A 15,498-nucleotide genomic window follows, 5' to 3' on the forward strand; every position below is an offset into this window, starting at 1 on the left:
TGGACTCGAGCGGGCGGAGCCTTTTATGCACAACGCGGACACGCACGACATCATCCGGGTGCAGGGGGCTCGCGAGAACAACCTGAAGGATGTCTCGGTCGACATCCCGAAGCGCCGTCTCACCGTCTTCACCGGAGTGAGCGGATCGGGTAAGTCCTCGCTCGTGTTCGGCACGATCGCGGCGGAATCGCAGCGGCTGATCAACGAAACCTACAGCTCGTTCGTGCAGGGCTTTATGCCGAACCTCGGCCGCCCCGACGTCGACCTGCTGAGCGGACTCACCACGGCGATCATCGTCGACCAGGAGCGCATGGGTGCCAACTCGCGCTCGACCGTCGGCACGGCGACCGACGCGAACGCGATGCTGCGCATCCTGTTCAGCCGACTGGGCGAGCCGCACGTCGGCTCCTCGCAGGCATTCTCCTTCAACGTCGCCTCGGTGACCGGCGCAAGTGCCGTCAGCATCGACCGCGGCAGCTCGCCCGACAGCGAGAGCCGCGAGTTCCAGATCACCGGCGGCATGTGCCCGCGCTGCGAGGGCCTCGGTCACGTCACGGACATCGACCTCGACGAGCTCTTCGACCGCACGAAGACCCTGAACGACGGCGCGATCACCATCCCGGGCTACAGCGCCGACGGCTGGATGGTGCGCGGCTTCACTGAGTCGGGCATGGTTCCGGGCGACGTGCCGATCAAGGACTTCACCGAGCAGCAGATGGCCGACTTCCTCTACAAGGAGCCGGTCAAGGTCAAGATGCGCGACTTCAACATGACCTACCAGGGGCTGGTGCCCAAGGTTCAGGCGAGCATCCTCGGCAAGGACAAGGACTCGGTGCAGCCGCACATCCGCGCGTTCATCGAGCGGGCCGTGACGTTCACGGCGTGCCCGGACTGCGGCGGCACGCGGTTGAACGAGGGGGCACGAGCATCCCGAATCGGCGGCGTCAACATCGCCGACGCGTGCTCGATGCAGATCAGCGACCTCGCCGAATGGGTGCGCGGACTGAGTGAACCGTCGGTCGCGCCGCTGCTGTCCACGCTGCAGGACACCCTCGACTCGTTCGTGCAGATCGGGCTCGGCTACCTCTCGCTCGAGCGGCCCGCCGGCACACTGTCCGGCGGCGAGGCGCAGCGGACCAAGATGATCCGCCACCTCGGTTCCTCGCTCACCGACGTGACGTACGTGTTCGACGAGCCGAGCATCGGGCTGCATCCGCACGACATCCAGAACATGAACGAACTGCTGATCCGCCTGCGCGACAAGGGCAACACCGTGCTCGTCGTGGAGCACAAGCCCGAGATGATCGCGATAGCCGACCACGTTGTGGACCTCGGGCCGCGAGCGGGCAGCGCCGGCGGCGAGATCCAGTTCGAGGGCACCATCGGCGACCTGCGCGCGAGCGATACCCTCACCGGTCGTCACCTCGACTTCCGGGTCGCGGTGAAGCCGTCCACCCGGCAGCCGAAGGGCGCGCTCGAGATCCGCGGGGCGACGCGTCACAACCTCAAGAATGTCGACGTGGACATCCCATTGGGCATCATGACCGTCATCACCGGTGTCGCGGGATCGGGCAAGAGCTCGCTCATCCACGGTTCGATCCCCAAGGGCGAGAATGTGGTGCGGGTCGACCAGTCCGCCATCCGCGGGTCGCGCCGTAGCAACCCGGCCACCTACACCGGCTTGCTCGACCCGATCCGCAGCGCCTTCGCGAAGACCAACGGCGTCAAACCCGCCCTGTTCTCCGCGAACTCCGAGGGCGCGTGCCCGAATTGCAACGGCAACGGCGTCATCTATACCGACCTGGCCATGATGGCCGGCGTCGCCACCGTCTGCGAGGTCTGCGAGGGAAAACGATTCCAGGCCGCAGTGCTCGAATACAAACTCAACGGCAAGAACATCGCCGAGGTACTGGCCATGCCCGTGGCCGAAGCCCGCGAATTCTTCGGGTCCGGTCCGGCACACGCGATTCTCGAGCGAATGGATGACGTCGGGCTCGGCTACATCTCCCTCGGACAACCCCTCACGACACTCTCCGGCGGGGAGCGGCAGCGCCTCAAACTCGCCATCCACATGGGCGAGAAGGGTGGCGTGTACGTGCTCGACGAGCCGACCACCGGCCTGCACCTTGCCGATGTGGAGCACATGCTCGCCCTGTTCGACCGGCTCGTCGAGGCGGGCAAAACCGTCATCGTGATCGAACACCACCAGGCGGTGATGGCCCACGCCGACTGGATCATCGACATCGGACCCGGCGCGGGTCAGGATGGCGGCCGGGTCATTTTCGAGGGAACACCCGCCGACATCGTCGCCGACGCGTCGACCCTCACCGGAAAACACCTGAAGGAGTATGTCAATGGCTGACCTCACCCTCCCTGTCGTCGCGCACCGCGAGTCCGAGCACTACGTCGGCATCGCCGCCAAGGTCGCTATCGCCGACTTCGGCACGGAGACTCCGAAGCACTTCGACGAGCTCGCCGCGTGGGCGAAGGATCACGGCGTGCAACCGGGTCTCGAGTTCATCAAGTACGACGTCATCGACATGGCCGGCGTGCTCAGCATGGTGTTCTGTGTAGTGACCGAATCGGCCGTCGAGGGCGACGATCGCGTTGTCGCTGGGGTTCTTCCCGCCGGCGACTATGGCACGACCACACTCACCGGCACCGTCGACGAGGTCTTCGACGCAACCGCGGTGCTCGTCGGCTGGGCCAAAGAACGCGGCGTGGAATGGGACGCGGCGGACACCGCCGAGGGGCACGCTTTTGTGAGCCGCATCGAGCGGTACCACACCGGTCCCGGCGAGAATCCCGAGGTTGTCGAGATCGCCATCAAGACGCGCTAACTTCTGGTCGTTGCCACGATCTCCTTGATCGTGTGCGGCACCGTCTCGTCCTGAAGCGAGGTGGTGTCGCCGAGCAGGCGGCCGTCGACGATGTCGGCGAGCAGGCGACGCATGATCTTTCCGCTGCGGGTCTTCGGCAGGTCGGGCACGACGTGGATCTCGCGCGGCACGGCTACCGGGCCGATCACCGAGCGCACGTGCGCTTTGAGGGCGGCGACATCGACGTCTTGTCCTCCCCCGATGACGAAGGCGGCGATCGCCTCACCAGTCACCGGATCCGCGACCCCGACGACACCGGCTTCTCCTACCGTGGGATGCGAGACGAGGGCTGACTCGATCTCGATGGTGGAGAGGCGGTGACCCGAGACGTTGATCACGTCATCCACGCGCCCGAGCAGCCACACGTCTCCGTCGCCGTCGTATTTGGCGCCGTCGCCCGAGAAGAAGTACCCCTGCTCGGCGAAACGCGCCCAGTACGAGTCGCGATACCGCGCGGGGTTACCCCACACGGTGCGGGCCATGCCCGGCCAGGTGCCGGCGAGCACCAGGAGTCCGCCCGAGCCGTGCGGCACCTCGATCCCCTCGCCATCGACGACAAGCGCGCGCAGGCCGGGCAGTGCGCGCAACGACGACCCTGGCTTCAGGGTGGAGACGCCCGGCAGCGGCGCCATGACCGCAGCACCCGTCTCGGACTGCCACCAGGTGTCGACTATGGGCGACCGCCCGCCGCCGATTCTCTCGTGGAACCAGACCCACGCTTCCGGGTTGATCGCCTCACCAACCGAGCCGAGCAGGCGCAGGCTGGAGAGGTCGTGCTGCGCGGGCGGGCCGTCGGGAAACCAGGTCATGAACGTGCGGATCAGCGTGGGCGCCGTGTAGTAGGTCGTCACGCCGTAGCGCTCGATGATCTCGAAGTGGCGATCGCGCGTCGGGGTGTTCGGTGTGCCCTCGTAGATCACTGAGGTGGTGCCGTTGGAGAGCGGACCGTAGAGCACGTACGAGTGCGCGGTGACCCAGGCGAGGTCGGCGGTGCACCAGTACACGTCATCTGGTTTCGCGTCGAAGACGGCCCAGTGGCTCCACGATGCGTGGGTGAGATACCCGCCGCTGGTGTGCACGAGTCCCTTCGGCTTGCCGGTGGTTCCGCTCGTGTAGATGATGAACAGCGGGGTCTCGGCGTCGAAGTATTTCGGTTCGTGGGTGTCGGGTGCGTTGTCGACAACGTCATGCCACCAGACGTCGCGGCCCTCGGTGAACGGCACGTCGTCACCGGTGCGCTTCACAACGAGCACGTGCTCGATGGATGCCACGCCCGCAACGGCCTCGTCCGCCGCGGCCTTGACCGGCACGGCGCTCCCCCGGCGGTACTGCCCGTCGGTGGTGACGAGCAGCTTCGCGCCGGTATCTTCGACGCGGAAACGCAGCGCCTCCGCCGAGAAGCCGCCGAACACGAGCGAGTGGATGGCCCCGATGCGCGCGATCGCGAGCGTGATGATCACGGTCTCCGGGATGACCGGCAGGTAGACGACCACTCGGTCACCCTCGACGATGCCCAGCGCCTCGAGCGCGTTGGCCGCCTTGGCGACCTCGCGCTGCAGGTCCGCGTAGGTGAGCGTGCGGCGGTCGCCGGGCTCGCCCTCGAAGTGGAACGCGACGGTGTCACCGCGCCCCGCGTCCACGTGGCGGTCGACGCAGTTGACGGCGACGTTGAGTTTTCCGCCCGCGAACCAGGTGGCGACCGGGATGCTCTCGCCATCGGTCGGCGTCCACTCGTGCGCGCTGGTCCATGGTTCGGCCCAATCGAGGCGCTTCGCCTGGGTCTCCCAGAACGCGACCACGTCCTCCGGCTGGTCCCCCGACGTGACGTTGGCCTGTGCGGCGAAGTCGTCGGGTGCGGGGTAGCGGCGAAGCTCGGTCAGCAGGTTGCTTATCTCTTCAGACATGTCCTTCGACGGTAGCGCGAGCGGGGACATCCCGAGTCACGCAGCGAAACGCCGCGTAACGTCAGCGCAGGATGCGCGGCTCAGCGCAGCCAGGCCTCGCCGCGCACCCGCAGGCCGAGGCTGAGCGCTCGGGCCGAGATGTAGCCGAGACCGAACGCGGCCCAGAGTCCGAGCAGGTTGCCCGCGCTGGCGCCGATCCAGAGCAGGGGCAGGTAGACGAGCAGCACGATCACGCCCGCGAGGGCGAGATAACGGCCGTCGCCCGCGCCGATCAGCACCCCGTCGAGCACGAACACATAGCCGGCGAGTGGCACGCCGACAGCCATGAGCAGGGTGACAGGCACGAGCGCTTCTCGTACCGCCGCGTCATCCGTGAATACGAACCCGAGCACCGGCGAGAGTGCGGCGATGATCAGGCCGATCGCCACACCCGCAAGCAGACCGAAGCGCACCAGGCGGCGCTCCACGAGCCGCACGCGCTGCCTGTCGCCGGCTCCGAGCGAGTGGCCGATCATCGCCTGCCCGGCGATGGCGAGGGCGTCGAGAACAAAAGCGAGCAGCGAGAATACGGCGAGGGCGACGTTGAGCGCGGCGAGCTGGATCACGCCGAGCGCACTTCCGGCGAGCACTGTCGCGAGCATGGCGGCGCGCAGGGAGACGGTGCGCACGAGCAACCAGCCACCGGATGACGCGGCGAGCGTCACCCCCGCGAATCCGGGTCGCAGCTCCGCGCCCACGGCTCGCGCCGCCCGCACCACACTCGCCACGAACCACAGCGCCATGCCCCACTGGGCAACGACGGTCCCCAGTGCGGATCCCGCGATGCCCCAGCCGAAGCCGTAGATGAAGACGGCATTGAGCACGGCGTTTGCGGCGAACCCGACCCCGACGATCAGCAGCGGGGTGCGGGTGTCCTGCAGTCCGCGCATGAGCCCGGTGGCCGCCAGCACGAGGAGCATGGCGGGCAGACCCCAGAGGGAGATCGTGAGGTAGGTGGTGGCGGCGGCAGTGACATCCTCTCGCGCACCGAACGCGTCGACGGCGGCGGAGGCACCGAGCAGCCCGCTTATCAAGAGGAGGGCGCCGACCCCCGCGGCAAGCCAGAGTCCGTCGATGCCAGCCCGAACTGCGCCGCGTTCATCGCCCGAGCCCAGCAGCCGGGCCACTGCGGGTGTGGTCGCGTAGGCGAGGAAAACGAGCAGTCCGACTGCGGTCTGCAGGATGACGCTCGCGATGCCGAGCCCCGCGAGCGGCGCGCTACCGAGGTGACCGATGAGCGCCGTGTCGACGATGAGGAAGAGGGGTTCGGCGACGAGCGCGGCGAGAGTGGGGACGGCGAGGCGGAGGATCTCGGCGTCGAGGGGGTTGGGCCTACGGCCTGATTTCGACATGCTCAATCGCCGGCGGGTGCGGCCGATGGGGTGCGCACCCGGAGCGAAACGAGGAACGCGACGACGGCGAGCACTGTCGTGAAGGCCATCACGGCGGCGAAGGAGCCGCCGCCGACCGCGTAGAAGATGAGGCCGGCGAAGGCGATGGAGGTCGCGCTGCCGGTGGTGTCCATGTTGGACATGGCGGCGCTGTTGAATCCCTGGTCGCGTTCGGTCGAGTACGCGAGCACGAGCGTGCTGATGCGCGGGAAGACGAGTCCCATCCCGAGGCCGGCGAGCAGCCATCCCGAAGCCGCGACAAACGGTGACAGGACGAGGAACGCGCTGACGAACTGAACCGCGATACCGGCGAGCAGGATGCTGGCGCCCACGCGCATGACAGTGTCGTGCGACATGCGGTCGTCGATGCGCCCCTGCGCTGCGGAGCCCACGGCCCAGGAGATCGCGCCCACAGTGAGGATGACGCCGGCCAGCCCCACCGGCAGCTTGTACACCTCGATGAGCTGGTACGGCAGGTAGACCTCGGTGGAGAAGAAGGCGGCGGCGACCGCTCCGCGCAGGAAGATCGTGGCGGGCAGCCCGCGCTTCACGAGCAGTGTGCCCTTCGGCACGAGGGATCGAATGGCAACGATGACGACGACGAGGGCCGCGCCGGCGAGCCACCACGCATTGGCGCCGGCGATCTCGCGGGCGACGCTGATCAGCACAACGCCGGTCGCCACGATGACCGCCCAGATCACGCTGATCGTATTGCCGGGCACGCCGGTGGATGCGTCGCTGATCCACAGGGCTTTGAGCGCCGGAAAGATGGTGCCGGCTGCGACCAGCACGAGAACTCCGACCCCGAGGAACACCCAGTGCCAGCTGATCGTCTCGGCGACGACGCCCGCCACGGGTGGTCCCACGAGGCTCGGCAGCACCCAGGCGGCTGCGAAGACGGCGAAGATCTTGGGATGCAACGCCGCCGGGTAGATACGGGCGACGACCACATACAGGCACACGTTGACGGCCCCGGATCCGAAACCCTGAAGGAAGCGACCGACCACGAAAGTGATCATGTCGGTCGCGAAGCCGGATACGAGGAGTCCGACGAGGAACACGGACACCGCGGCGACGAGTGGACGCGACGGGCCGCGGCGGTCGGCCCAGCCTCCCGCTATGACGGTACCGACGACGCTTGCGGCGAGGGTGCTGGCGAAGGCGACGGAGTACAGCGACTCCCCGTCGAGGTCTTTGGTGACGATCGGCATGATCGTGGTCACGGCGAGGGCCTCGAACGCGCCGAGAAAGATGAGGGCGAAGGCGCCGATGGTGGTCCAGAGCAGGCGCGGAGAGGTGAGGGTTTCCGGCGCTGTGGTCATGGTGGTTCTAGGCTACCGCCGCGCGGTGTCAGCGGCCGGGCGACGACCGCTAGTGCGGCGAGCTCAGGTCCGGGTAGAGCGCGGTGGATCCTTGGCATCCCAGTTCCCCGGGCTGTAGCAGCACAGGTGCCGCGTAGAGCTGCTCGACCACGCCATCGGCCAGGCGGAGGAGAACACAGTCGTTCTCGTCACCCATCGCGACACCGACCTCGCCATCCTTGATCTCCACCGAGGGCGGAGCGGCCGTCGAGAATTCGCCCTCGGGCGCCTCGAGCAGCGCGGCAATCGAGGCGGCCACGGATTCCTCCGAGGGAAGCGTGCTGCCCAGCGATGCCAACACCGACGAGGCCGCTTCGAAGGCATTTGCCGCAATGACCGGATACACGGTCTCGTCGATGGGTGGGGTGACGGCGGCCGCGTCATCCGGGCAATCAATCGTGGCGATGCCCTCGGGGCCATCCCAGCCGCTCAGAGTGTCGGTGGCGCCATAGAACGTGAAGTCGACCGAGAAACAGAATGGTCCGAGCTCCTCAGCGGGATACACCGTCGTGTCGGTGACGGCCGGGGAGAGGAACTGCAGGCTGCCGAACACGTCGCCGAGTGAGGCGGCGGGTGTGGATGTAATCCCGATCATGGTGAGGTCCGCGGGAATGATCTCGGTGGCGGCGCGCGCGACGAAGTTGATGTCATCGCGGTTCTGCTGACTGAGGTCTGAGGCGAGCTCGGCAACACGTTCGCGCGCGGCGAGCGCTTGCGGCGCAGGTTCAGCCGTCGGGCTCGACGCACATCCCGTCAGCACCATGGCGACGGCCAGTAGAACGAGAGGTATACGCACCGCATTAATGTAGCCGATAGTGCGGAACAATGGACCCGTGACCGAACCCCGTTTTGTGATGTCCGCCGAGGGTGTGCGAATCGCCACCTACGAGTTCGGCGAAGAAGGCCAGCCGACCGTCGTCGCCGTGCACGGCTTCAGTTCGAGCGGGCTGTCGAACTGGCAGCAGTCCGGCTGGGTGCGCGATCTCACCCGAGCCGGGTTCCGCGTGCTTGCCCTCGACCAGCGCGGCCACGGCGCGAGTGACAAACCGCATGACACGGCCAGCTACTCGATGGAGATCCTCGTCGCCGACCTGCTCACCGTGCTCGACACGTACATGATCGACGAGACCGCGCTGCTCGGCTACTCGCTGGGCGCCCGCGTCAGCTGGCACGCCGCACTGGACGCCCCCGATCGTGTCACCCGAGCGGTGCTGGGCGGCATCCCGGACGGCGACCCGCTCACCCGGTTCCAGGTCGACCAGGCCCGCGCGGCCATCGCAAACGGCACCAGGGCGGAAGACCCCCTCACGCAGGGCTACCTGAAGATGGCGAGCGGCCTGCCGGGCAATGACCTGGGGGCGCTCGTCTCGCTCGTGGAGGGGATGCGGGGCGGCCCACAGCCGGATCCCGGCAATGCGCCCGAGCAACCCCTGCTGTTCGCCACCGGGTCGGAGGACCCGATTCTCGACGCGTCGCGGAGGCTCGCCGGGCTCATCCCGAACGCGGAATTCGTTGCGATCCCGGGGCGCCACCATCTCAACGCCCCCACCTCGTCCGATTTCCGTGCGGCCGGGCTGCAGTTCCTGCAGCGCTAGCGCCGCCGCTTCGGCGGCTGTGGCTTGCTCGGGCCCGGCGCGGGCTCGTGCGACACCGGCTTGCGCTTCCGCTTCAGGGTGACGCCCTCGGTCACCAGTTTCCGCAGTCGCTCAGGAGTGGCTCGTCCAAGTGTCGCGGCTGAGGCGGCGTCGACCGCCAGCTGGATGGCGGACTCGTCCCCGGAGCGAATGTCGACAACTCGACGTCTCTGCTCGCGCAGCACCTGGTCCACCTCGGCGCGAATCCAGGTATCGAATGCCGTGGGCGGAGGTCCGAGGTGGGAGCCCTCGGCCAGGCCTGCCTCGCGGACGCGGGCCACCTTTCGCTGCCGGGCCCGCTCCCGGCTCGCGACTCCGGCGAGATACTTCTCGTCAGCAGCCCATTCGGCGGGCGTCGGCCTGAGCGACAGCGGCACCCCGATCCGAAACAGCCAGACCGCCCCGACCAGCGCAGCGAGCACGACAACACACGCGACCACCTGCGCGAGGGAGCCGACCGCGGGGCGACCCACCTGGGTCGTGACGACCAGTAACGCGACATAACAGAGTGAGGATGACGCCAGCACGGGCCACGATGGCGACCACCCGAGCTGGCTGACGAAGGTCCACCAGGCCGTGTACCTCGTCTGCCGAACCGGCAGGAAAAGGGGGTGCATTCGCGCTCCCGCGTTGAAAGCGAGCAGCTCGGCGGAGTACGCCGGTGTCACGGCGCGCGCCGCGAGTGCCCACATCAGGGCGGCCTGCGAGGTGGTGCCCGCCACCAGCATCAGCAGGAACCAGCCAGCCAGCGGCGAGACGACCACCAACCACACGACTGTCGTCGGGTCGAGAGTTGTGTCACTGGTGAGGCCGGCTCCGAGGACAAAGCCGATCATGACCAGGCAAGCGGCGGCCAACAGCGTCCACAGCAGGGCGTACAGCCCGTAGCCGATCGATCTCGCGGCGGGCGAGGCGATCTTCGGGTTCTTCACCGTCAGATAGTTGGGCTGAACCTGCGATTGGGCGAATAACAGAACCCGATCGGTCAGGGATGACGTCGCTCGGGCCATGGCCTCAGCGTAACGGCACGCTCAGCGCCGTGCCTTCACGAGCAGCCAGATACCGGTGACAAGCGCGGTCCCCCAGAGCACGAATACGGACTGGATGAGGAGCAGGTGCGGCACCGACAGGGTGTTGGTGAACAACGCGGCCACGCCGTCCTCGGGAAGTTTCCTGGCCGCACCGACGATCGTGCCGACGGCGATCGCAAAGAGGGCGGAGATGCCCGCGACGACGGCCGGCGCGATCGCCACCGCCCACTTCTGCCGCCGGGTCCAGGCGCGCGAGCCGGTCATCAGGCTGATGCCCACGCCCCAGCCGATCACGGGCACCACGATGCCGCCGATCCCCACCAGGATCGCCGTAACGATAGTTCTCCAGCGCGGTTCGAGCGGCTGCTCACTACGAGCGCCGGCCGCGATCACTGCGGGGTCGCCGAGCGCGGCGATGCGCGCGGCAGCCTCGGCGTCATCCAGACCCGTCAGTTCTTCTCGCACGCCGGCCAGAATCTCTTCGCGCGATTCGCGGGGAACGTCGGCAAGTGCGTGCGCCAGGTCCTTGAGATAGCGGGATGTCACGTCGGTCATGAGTTCACCTTCGAAGTTGTGGGGCGCAGCAGCAGGATCGCGGCGACGAGGGAAGCAAGGAAGGGCACGGCGATAGCCGCGGTCACGAGGAGAACCGTGTCCTCGGTGAACGCTCCGGTCACGGCGAGGGCGAGAATGAGCGCGACGGGGCCGATCGCAGTCATAACGGCTTTGGTAAGGACGGTGGCGCGCGATGTCCAGAGCACAACCAGTCCCAGAAGCCATCCGGCCGGAGGCAACAGCACGCTTCCCGCGACGACCGGGATGACGCCCCACGTCGCAGCACTCGACCCCAGCTGCGGCTTGTTCGCAATCACCAGCAACCAGATGCCGACGATGACGGAGACGCCGATGCTCAGGATCGTGCCCGAGTACAGAAGATCGAACCCTATGGGGAGCAGAGGGTTCGCTGACTCGAACTCGTTCAGGCTCGGCCCATGGAAGCCGATGTCGCGCAGGTCGGACTGCTGCTCGTTGATGCGGGCGAAGATACCGCCGACCACCGCCACCTGGAGCGCGGCGATGAGGGGCAGCAGGGTCGCCACGAGTTTGACGCGCGGCGACCACGCGCGCGAGGTCCACATGATCGCAATGCCAGCGATCCAGCCGGCAAACGGCACAAGAACGCCGCCCAGCATCACGAGCAGCGCCGCCACAACCGAGCGCCACTGCGGCTCAGGGGGCGCAACCACATCCTCACGAGCACCCGCCGCGATGAACTGCGGATCGCCCAGGGCACGGATTCGCTCAGCGGCCTCGGCCGGCTTCAGCCCCTCGAGCTCCTCGCGTACACCGGCGAGGATCTCGCGGCGTGTGTCGCGGGGGACGTCGGCGAGCGCTTCCGAGAGCTCGAGCAGGTAGTCGGTCACCTTGGTGTCGGTCATGAGTCGTCCTTTCCGACGAGGTCGTCGACGGCGATGGCGAAGCTCGCCCACTGCTGCCGGAAGTCGCTGAGCTGTTGGCGTCCGCTCGGGGTGAGCTCGTAGTACTTGCGTACCGGGCCGGCGGCGGATCTTTCGTCATACGTGCTGACGAGACCCTGCGCACGCAGGCGCGAGAGCATCGGGTAAAGCGTGCCGATGCTGGCGATCATCCCGTGCCGCACAAGGGTTTCACTGAGCTGCCAGCCGTACATCGGCTCGGTGGACAGCAGTCCGAGCACGCAGGATTCGACCACGCCCTTGCGCAATTGGGTCCCCACGTCCGCTGTCATGCATCACAAGCTACCTTGTGGTGCACGATACGCGCAACTAGCTCTTGCGCAACTGAGCGCTCACCCCGGAACCGAGCACTGCCAGCACGAGCCCCAACCCCGCGACCCACGCCAGCACGAGCAGCGCGAAGAACGTTGTGCCCTGCAGCCCGCCGAACTGCGTGAGCGCCACCATCAGCAGCGCGCCCACCATGAGAGCGGCGAACACGATACGGACGTTCGGCGCCCAGGCTGCGCGATCGACGACTGCCCAGAAGTCCGTCCACCGCGAGCGGCGGATCGGGATGAACAGGTACAGCCGGTAGGCGTAACGCAGGTCGGCCGAGATCTGCTCGCCCGAGAACGCGGGTTGAAGCGACCGCCAGAAGAACGTCCAGGCGTAGGCGGTCTGCGCGAGCATGCCCGGGCCGAGAAGCGTGATGATCCATCCGAAAAGCGTGGTGCCGACGATCCAGACCGCGAGGGTCGCCGGCTGGTCGTCGTTCAGGTCGCCCCGGATGCCACGCTCCGCGATGGTTGCCATCAGCAGGGAGAACCAGACGATCAGTGCGGCGAACGCCGTGAGGCCCAGGGCGAGGAGCAGGTACCAGAGCGGGCGCCAGCGCACGCCGAGAGTGGACGGAGTGCCTGCGCGGCGGCGGGCGTCATCCCGATCACTCTGAAAACTCATAGATTGCGAATCACGCCGATGACGAGGGCGATGAGCAGGGCTGCCCCGATCCCACCGAAGAACCACCACATGTAGTTGCCCGACTTGGCCTGAACCTTGGCGCCCGCCTCGGCCAGAACGGCCGGCCACTGCTTCAGTATCTGCACACCCGACGCGTACTTGCCGCTCTGCACGCCTACGCTGATCAGCTCACCGAGCACGGCGGCCGCTCCCCCGGCAAGCTGAAGCCCGTCGCCTGCGGCTTCAGCCGCGCGGGAGCGACTGAGGGCTGAACCCTGCAGCTCCGCAATCTGCTCGGGGGTGAACGGTGTCGACATCTCGCCCGCCGTGCCGACGAGGTCATACGACGCGCCATCGACGCGAACCGTGAGGGTGCCCCAGCCACTGAACGACGCCTCGATGTCTGATGCCCGTCCGCCGAACAGACGACCGGTCGCCGTCGTGAAGCTCAGCTGGTCGCCGTCGAGCGCGAGGATTCCGGGAGGACACAGGTGCCCGAACAGCTTGCTCTTGCGCCAGTACACGCCGGACTTGAGGGTCATTCCCCGAGTCTACGAGCCGCCGAGCTGCCGCTCGATCGGGATGGTGCCCACGGTGACCACGTCGCCCGTGTGCTTCGTGGTCACGGTCTCGACCAGCACGATGCCGCACTCCTCGGCCGCGATCGGGTTGTGGCGCACACCCTTCGGCACCACGAACATCTCACCCGGGTTCAGGATGACGTCATCCGCCCCCTCGAGCTGAATCAGAAGGCTCCCGTACACAACAAGAAACATCTCGTCCTCGTCGGGGTGGTCATGCCACACGAACTCCCCCAGCAGCTTGGCGACCTTCACGTACTGGTCGTTGACCTGGGCGATCACGCGGGGCGTCCAGTGCTCGGTGACGTGCTCGAGCTCGGCGGCGAAGTTGATGGTCATGAATCAAGTATCGACCGCTACCCTCGTGGGATGCGAACCCTGCCCCACTCCCTCGACCCGGTCGTTGTCGCCGAGATCGATGACCGGCTCGCGCGCTCCGCCGAAGAGTTCGACGTCACCATCCCGTGGGCGATCGAGAGCGGCAGCCGCGCCTGGGGCTTCCCCTCCCCTGACAGCGACTACGACTGCAGGTTTCTCTACGTGCGCAAGCCCGAGACGTACGTCTCGCTCTGGCCGGTGCGCGACGTCATCGAGACACCGCTCGACAAGATCTTCGACGTCAACGGCTGGGATCTCGCGAAGGCCGTGCAGCTGGTCGTCAAAGGCAACGCGACGGTAACCGAATGGCTTCGCTCACCGATCATCTACTCGGGCAACGAGGCGTTTCGAGATGGCCTGCTCCAGCTCGCCGTCAACACCGTCAACCCGGCTCTCGTCGCTCGCCACTACCTGCATGTCGGTCGCTACCAGTGGAACGCGGAGGCGGCCGAGGTTCCCATCAAGCGTCACTTCTACGCGCTGCGTTCCGCGGCAAGCCTGCGCTGGATCGTCGTCAACCCCGGGGGCGGCATCCCTCCGATGGATCTACCGACCCTGCTCGAGCAGTGCGATCCACCCGCGGATGTGCTCGCCGACACGAATGACCTGATCGCCCGGAAAGCTGTGACACGCGAGTTGGGGACGGGGGCGATTGTGCCGAGCATCGGCAGGTTCATCCTCGAACAGTATGAGATCGGTCAGCGCCTCTACGAGGGTGCCGACAGCTCGGTGACCGCGGATGCCACGGCGCGCGCCACCGAATACTTTCGCAGCGCGATCGTCGAGTTCGGTTAGTCGCCGCGCAGCACGTTCTCGACGCGCTCGACCTTGCCGGTCAGCTCGCCAGTGAAGCCCGGGCGGATGTCCGCCTTCAGCACCAGGGACACCCGCGGCCCGAATGCGCCCACCGCTGCGGTGGCGGCTTTCACGACGGCGAACACCTCGTCCCACTCACCCTCGATGGTCGTGAACATCGCATCGGTGTGGTTCGGCAGGCCGGAATCCCGGACGATCTTCACCGCCGCGGCGACCGCTTCGTGAACGGAGGCGTCTTCATTCTGGCCGCCACTGGGAGCTACTGAGAAAGCTACGAGCATGGGTCAAGGGTAGACCGCGTCACTTCAGCAGCAGCGGGACCTTTCGCTTTTCAAAGATCTCGACAATCGAGTCGAAAACTGTGGGGCCTCGCCGATGCATAGCCTCTTCGAGATCAGCCCTTACCGCCGGAATGTTCGACGAGTGACACGTGGTGAGCCTCGCCCTCAGCTGGTGGACCGTCTCCGGGTATCCCAGTCGGGTTCGGGCAATCTCAGAGTTCAGCCAAACAAACTGGAATCCCTGCTCGTCCGGCGCGGGTGTTCCGAATCCGCCCGAGAGGCAATCGGCGAGCGCGTCGAGGTTGCCGCCGAAGTACCCGCCAGGACCGTTGACCACTTCCCCGATGTGCCTGTAGAAATCGGTGAGGCCGGAGAATCGCTCGCCGTCGAGCACGAAGTTGACATTCGTTCCGCCTACTGCATTCCAGGATGCACCCTTGTACGGATTCCAACGCTTAAAGAAAGAACCAATTGACCCGGCGAGAGCAGTATCTACTTGCAGCCAGTCGAGCGCGGCAGCCCGCGCGTGCTCCCGGCAGGCGTCCATCGACTGTGGCCCCCAAGGTGAATCGTAGAGGTCGCTGATCTCCGCCCAGATGACATACGCGCGGCCAGAGTACTTCGCGCCGACCAAGTCTGCGCCTATGGCATCCATCGCATCCATGGAGACGTCGTACGCATCTTCCACCGATGCCAGGGTGCGATTCGAGTACTCCGTCATCAACGCGTACAGCGCCGCGTCCGGATCCACCTCGGTCATGCGCT

At 66.8% G+C, this 15,498-nt stretch carries 17 protein-coding genes; 4 read left to right on the plus strand and 13 right to left on the minus strand.

Features of this window, described 5'->3' with window-relative positions; all coding sequences use genetic code 11:
- The first annotated feature begins 25 nt into the window (after nt 1-25).
- The gene (locus tag EYE40_RS07190) at nt 26-2,362 is read left to right on the plus strand and encodes an ATP-binding cassette domain-containing protein (protein WP_130981310.1); all 2,337 of its coding nucleotides are present in this window, start codon (nt 26-28) and stop codon (nt 2,360-2,362) included.
- Nucleotides 2,355-2,840, plus strand: a complete 486-nt coding sequence (locus tag EYE40_RS07195; RefSeq protein WP_161972360.1) for a GyrI-like domain-containing protein — start codon at nt 2,355-2,357, stop codon at nt 2,838-2,840. The genes EYE40_RS07190 and EYE40_RS07195 overlap by 8 nt, the downstream gene beginning before the upstream one ends.
- On the opposite strand, the gene acs is transcribed toward EYE40_RS07195, so the two are convergent.
- The 4 genes from acs to EYE40_RS07215 all read right to left on the minus strand — a co-directional run bounded on the left by acs (nt 2,837) and on the right by EYE40_RS07215 (nt 8,370).
- Complete coding sequence (gene acs / locus EYE40_RS07200; RefSeq protein ID WP_130981312.1) at nt 2,837-4,783, minus strand: acetate--CoA ligase; 1,947 nt, start codon at nt 4,781-4,783, stop codon at nt 2,837-2,839. The two genes, EYE40_RS07195 and acs, sit on opposite strands and share 4 nt — an antisense overlap.
- A gap of 80 nt (nt 4,784-4,863) precedes the next feature.
- On the minus strand, nt 4,864-6,174 hold the full coding sequence (locus EYE40_RS07205) for an MATE family efflux transporter (RefSeq protein WP_130981313.1): 1,311 nt from the start codon (nt 6,172-6,174) through the stop codon (nt 4,864-4,866).
- 2 nt (nt 6,175-6,176) lie between these two features.
- On the minus strand, nt 6,177-7,535 hold the full coding sequence (locus EYE40_RS07210; protein WP_130981314.1) for an MFS transporter: 1,359 nt from the start codon (nt 7,533-7,535) through the stop codon (nt 6,177-6,179).
- A gap of 49 nt (nt 7,536-7,584) precedes the next feature.
- Nucleotides 7,585-8,370, minus strand: coding sequence for a hypothetical protein (locus EYE40_RS07215; protein WP_130981315.1), 786 nt, complete (start codon nt 8,368-8,370; stop codon nt 7,585-7,587).
- Nucleotides 8,371-8,407: 37 nt separating this feature from the next.
- On the opposite strand from EYE40_RS07215, the gene EYE40_RS07220 reads away from it, so the two are divergent.
- Nucleotides 8,408-9,169, plus strand: a complete 762-nt coding sequence (locus EYE40_RS07220; RefSeq protein WP_240034748.1) for an alpha/beta fold hydrolase — start codon at nt 8,408-8,410, stop codon at nt 9,167-9,169.
- On the opposite strand, the gene EYE40_RS07225 is transcribed toward EYE40_RS07220, so the two are convergent.
- From EYE40_RS07225 to EYE40_RS07255, 7 genes are read right to left on the minus strand one after another with little or no spacing between them, the layout of a single operon-like run.
- Nucleotides 9,166-10,218 carry a hypothetical protein gene (locus EYE40_RS07225; protein ID WP_130981316.1) on the minus strand — a complete coding sequence of 351 codons (1,053 nt, stop codon included), beginning with the start codon at nt 10,216-10,218 and terminating at the stop codon, nt 9,166-9,168. The genes EYE40_RS07220 and EYE40_RS07225 overlap by 4 nt on opposite strands.
- A 21-nt stretch (nt 10,219-10,239) precedes the next feature.
- Entirely contained in the window at nt 10,240-10,794 is a 555-nt protein-coding gene (locus EYE40_RS07230; protein WP_130981317.1) for an HAAS signaling domain-containing protein, read from the minus strand.
- Complete coding sequence (locus EYE40_RS07235; protein WP_130981318.1) at nt 10,791-11,678, minus strand: HAAS signaling domain-containing protein; 888 nt, start codon at nt 11,676-11,678, stop codon at nt 10,791-10,793. Before EYE40_RS07235 ends, EYE40_RS07230 begins: the two co-directional genes overlap by 4 nt.
- The gene (locus tag EYE40_RS07240; RefSeq protein ID WP_130981319.1) at nt 11,675-12,007 is read right to left on the minus strand and encodes a PadR family transcriptional regulator; all 333 of its coding nucleotides are present in this window, start codon (nt 12,005-12,007) and stop codon (nt 11,675-11,677) included. The genes EYE40_RS07235 and EYE40_RS07240 overlap by 4 nt, the downstream gene beginning before the upstream one ends.
- Nucleotides 12,008-12,044: 37 nt before the next feature.
- The gene (locus tag EYE40_RS07245; RefSeq protein ID WP_130981320.1) at nt 12,045-12,677 is read right to left on the minus strand and encodes a hypothetical protein; all 633 of its coding nucleotides are present in this window, start codon (nt 12,675-12,677) and stop codon (nt 12,045-12,047) included.
- On the minus strand, nt 12,674-13,219 hold the full coding sequence (locus tag EYE40_RS07250) for a hypothetical protein (protein WP_130981321.1): 546 nt from the start codon (nt 13,217-13,219) through the stop codon (nt 12,674-12,676). The genes EYE40_RS07245 and EYE40_RS07250 overlap by 4 nt, the downstream gene beginning before the upstream one ends.
- 9 nt (nt 13,220-13,228) lie before the next feature.
- Nucleotides 13,229-13,597, minus strand: coding sequence for a cupin domain-containing protein (locus EYE40_RS07255; protein WP_130981322.1), 369 nt, complete (start codon nt 13,595-13,597; stop codon nt 13,229-13,231).
- 30 nt (nt 13,598-13,627) lie between these two features.
- On the opposite strand from EYE40_RS07255, the gene EYE40_RS07260 reads away from it, so the two are divergent.
- A complete protein-coding gene (locus EYE40_RS07260; protein WP_130981323.1) occupies nt 13,628-14,431 on the plus strand; it encodes a nucleotidyltransferase domain-containing protein in 804 nt (267 codons plus the stop codon).
- On the opposite strand, the gene EYE40_RS07265 is transcribed toward EYE40_RS07260, so the two are convergent.
- Both EYE40_RS07265 and EYE40_RS07270 read right to left on the minus strand, forming a co-directional pair.
- Nucleotides 14,428-14,733: a thiamine-binding protein gene (locus EYE40_RS07265; protein WP_130981324.1), complete on the minus strand. Its 306-nt coding sequence runs from the start codon at nt 14,731-14,733 to the stop codon at nt 14,428-14,430. The genes EYE40_RS07260 and EYE40_RS07265 overlap by 4 nt on opposite strands.
- Nucleotides 14,734-14,752: 19 nt before the next feature.
- Nucleotides 14,753-15,493 (minus strand): barstar family protein, encoded by a 741-nt coding sequence (locus EYE40_RS07270; protein ID WP_204742224.1) that lies wholly within the window; start codon nt 15,491-15,493, stop codon nt 14,753-14,755.
- Nucleotides 15,494-15,498: the final 5 nt, after the last annotated feature.

The organism is Glaciihabitans arcticus (assembly GCF_004310685.1).
In the GTDB taxonomy this organism is placed as follows: Bacteria; Actinomycetota; Actinomycetes; order Actinomycetales; family Microbacteriaceae; genus Conyzicola; species Conyzicola arctica.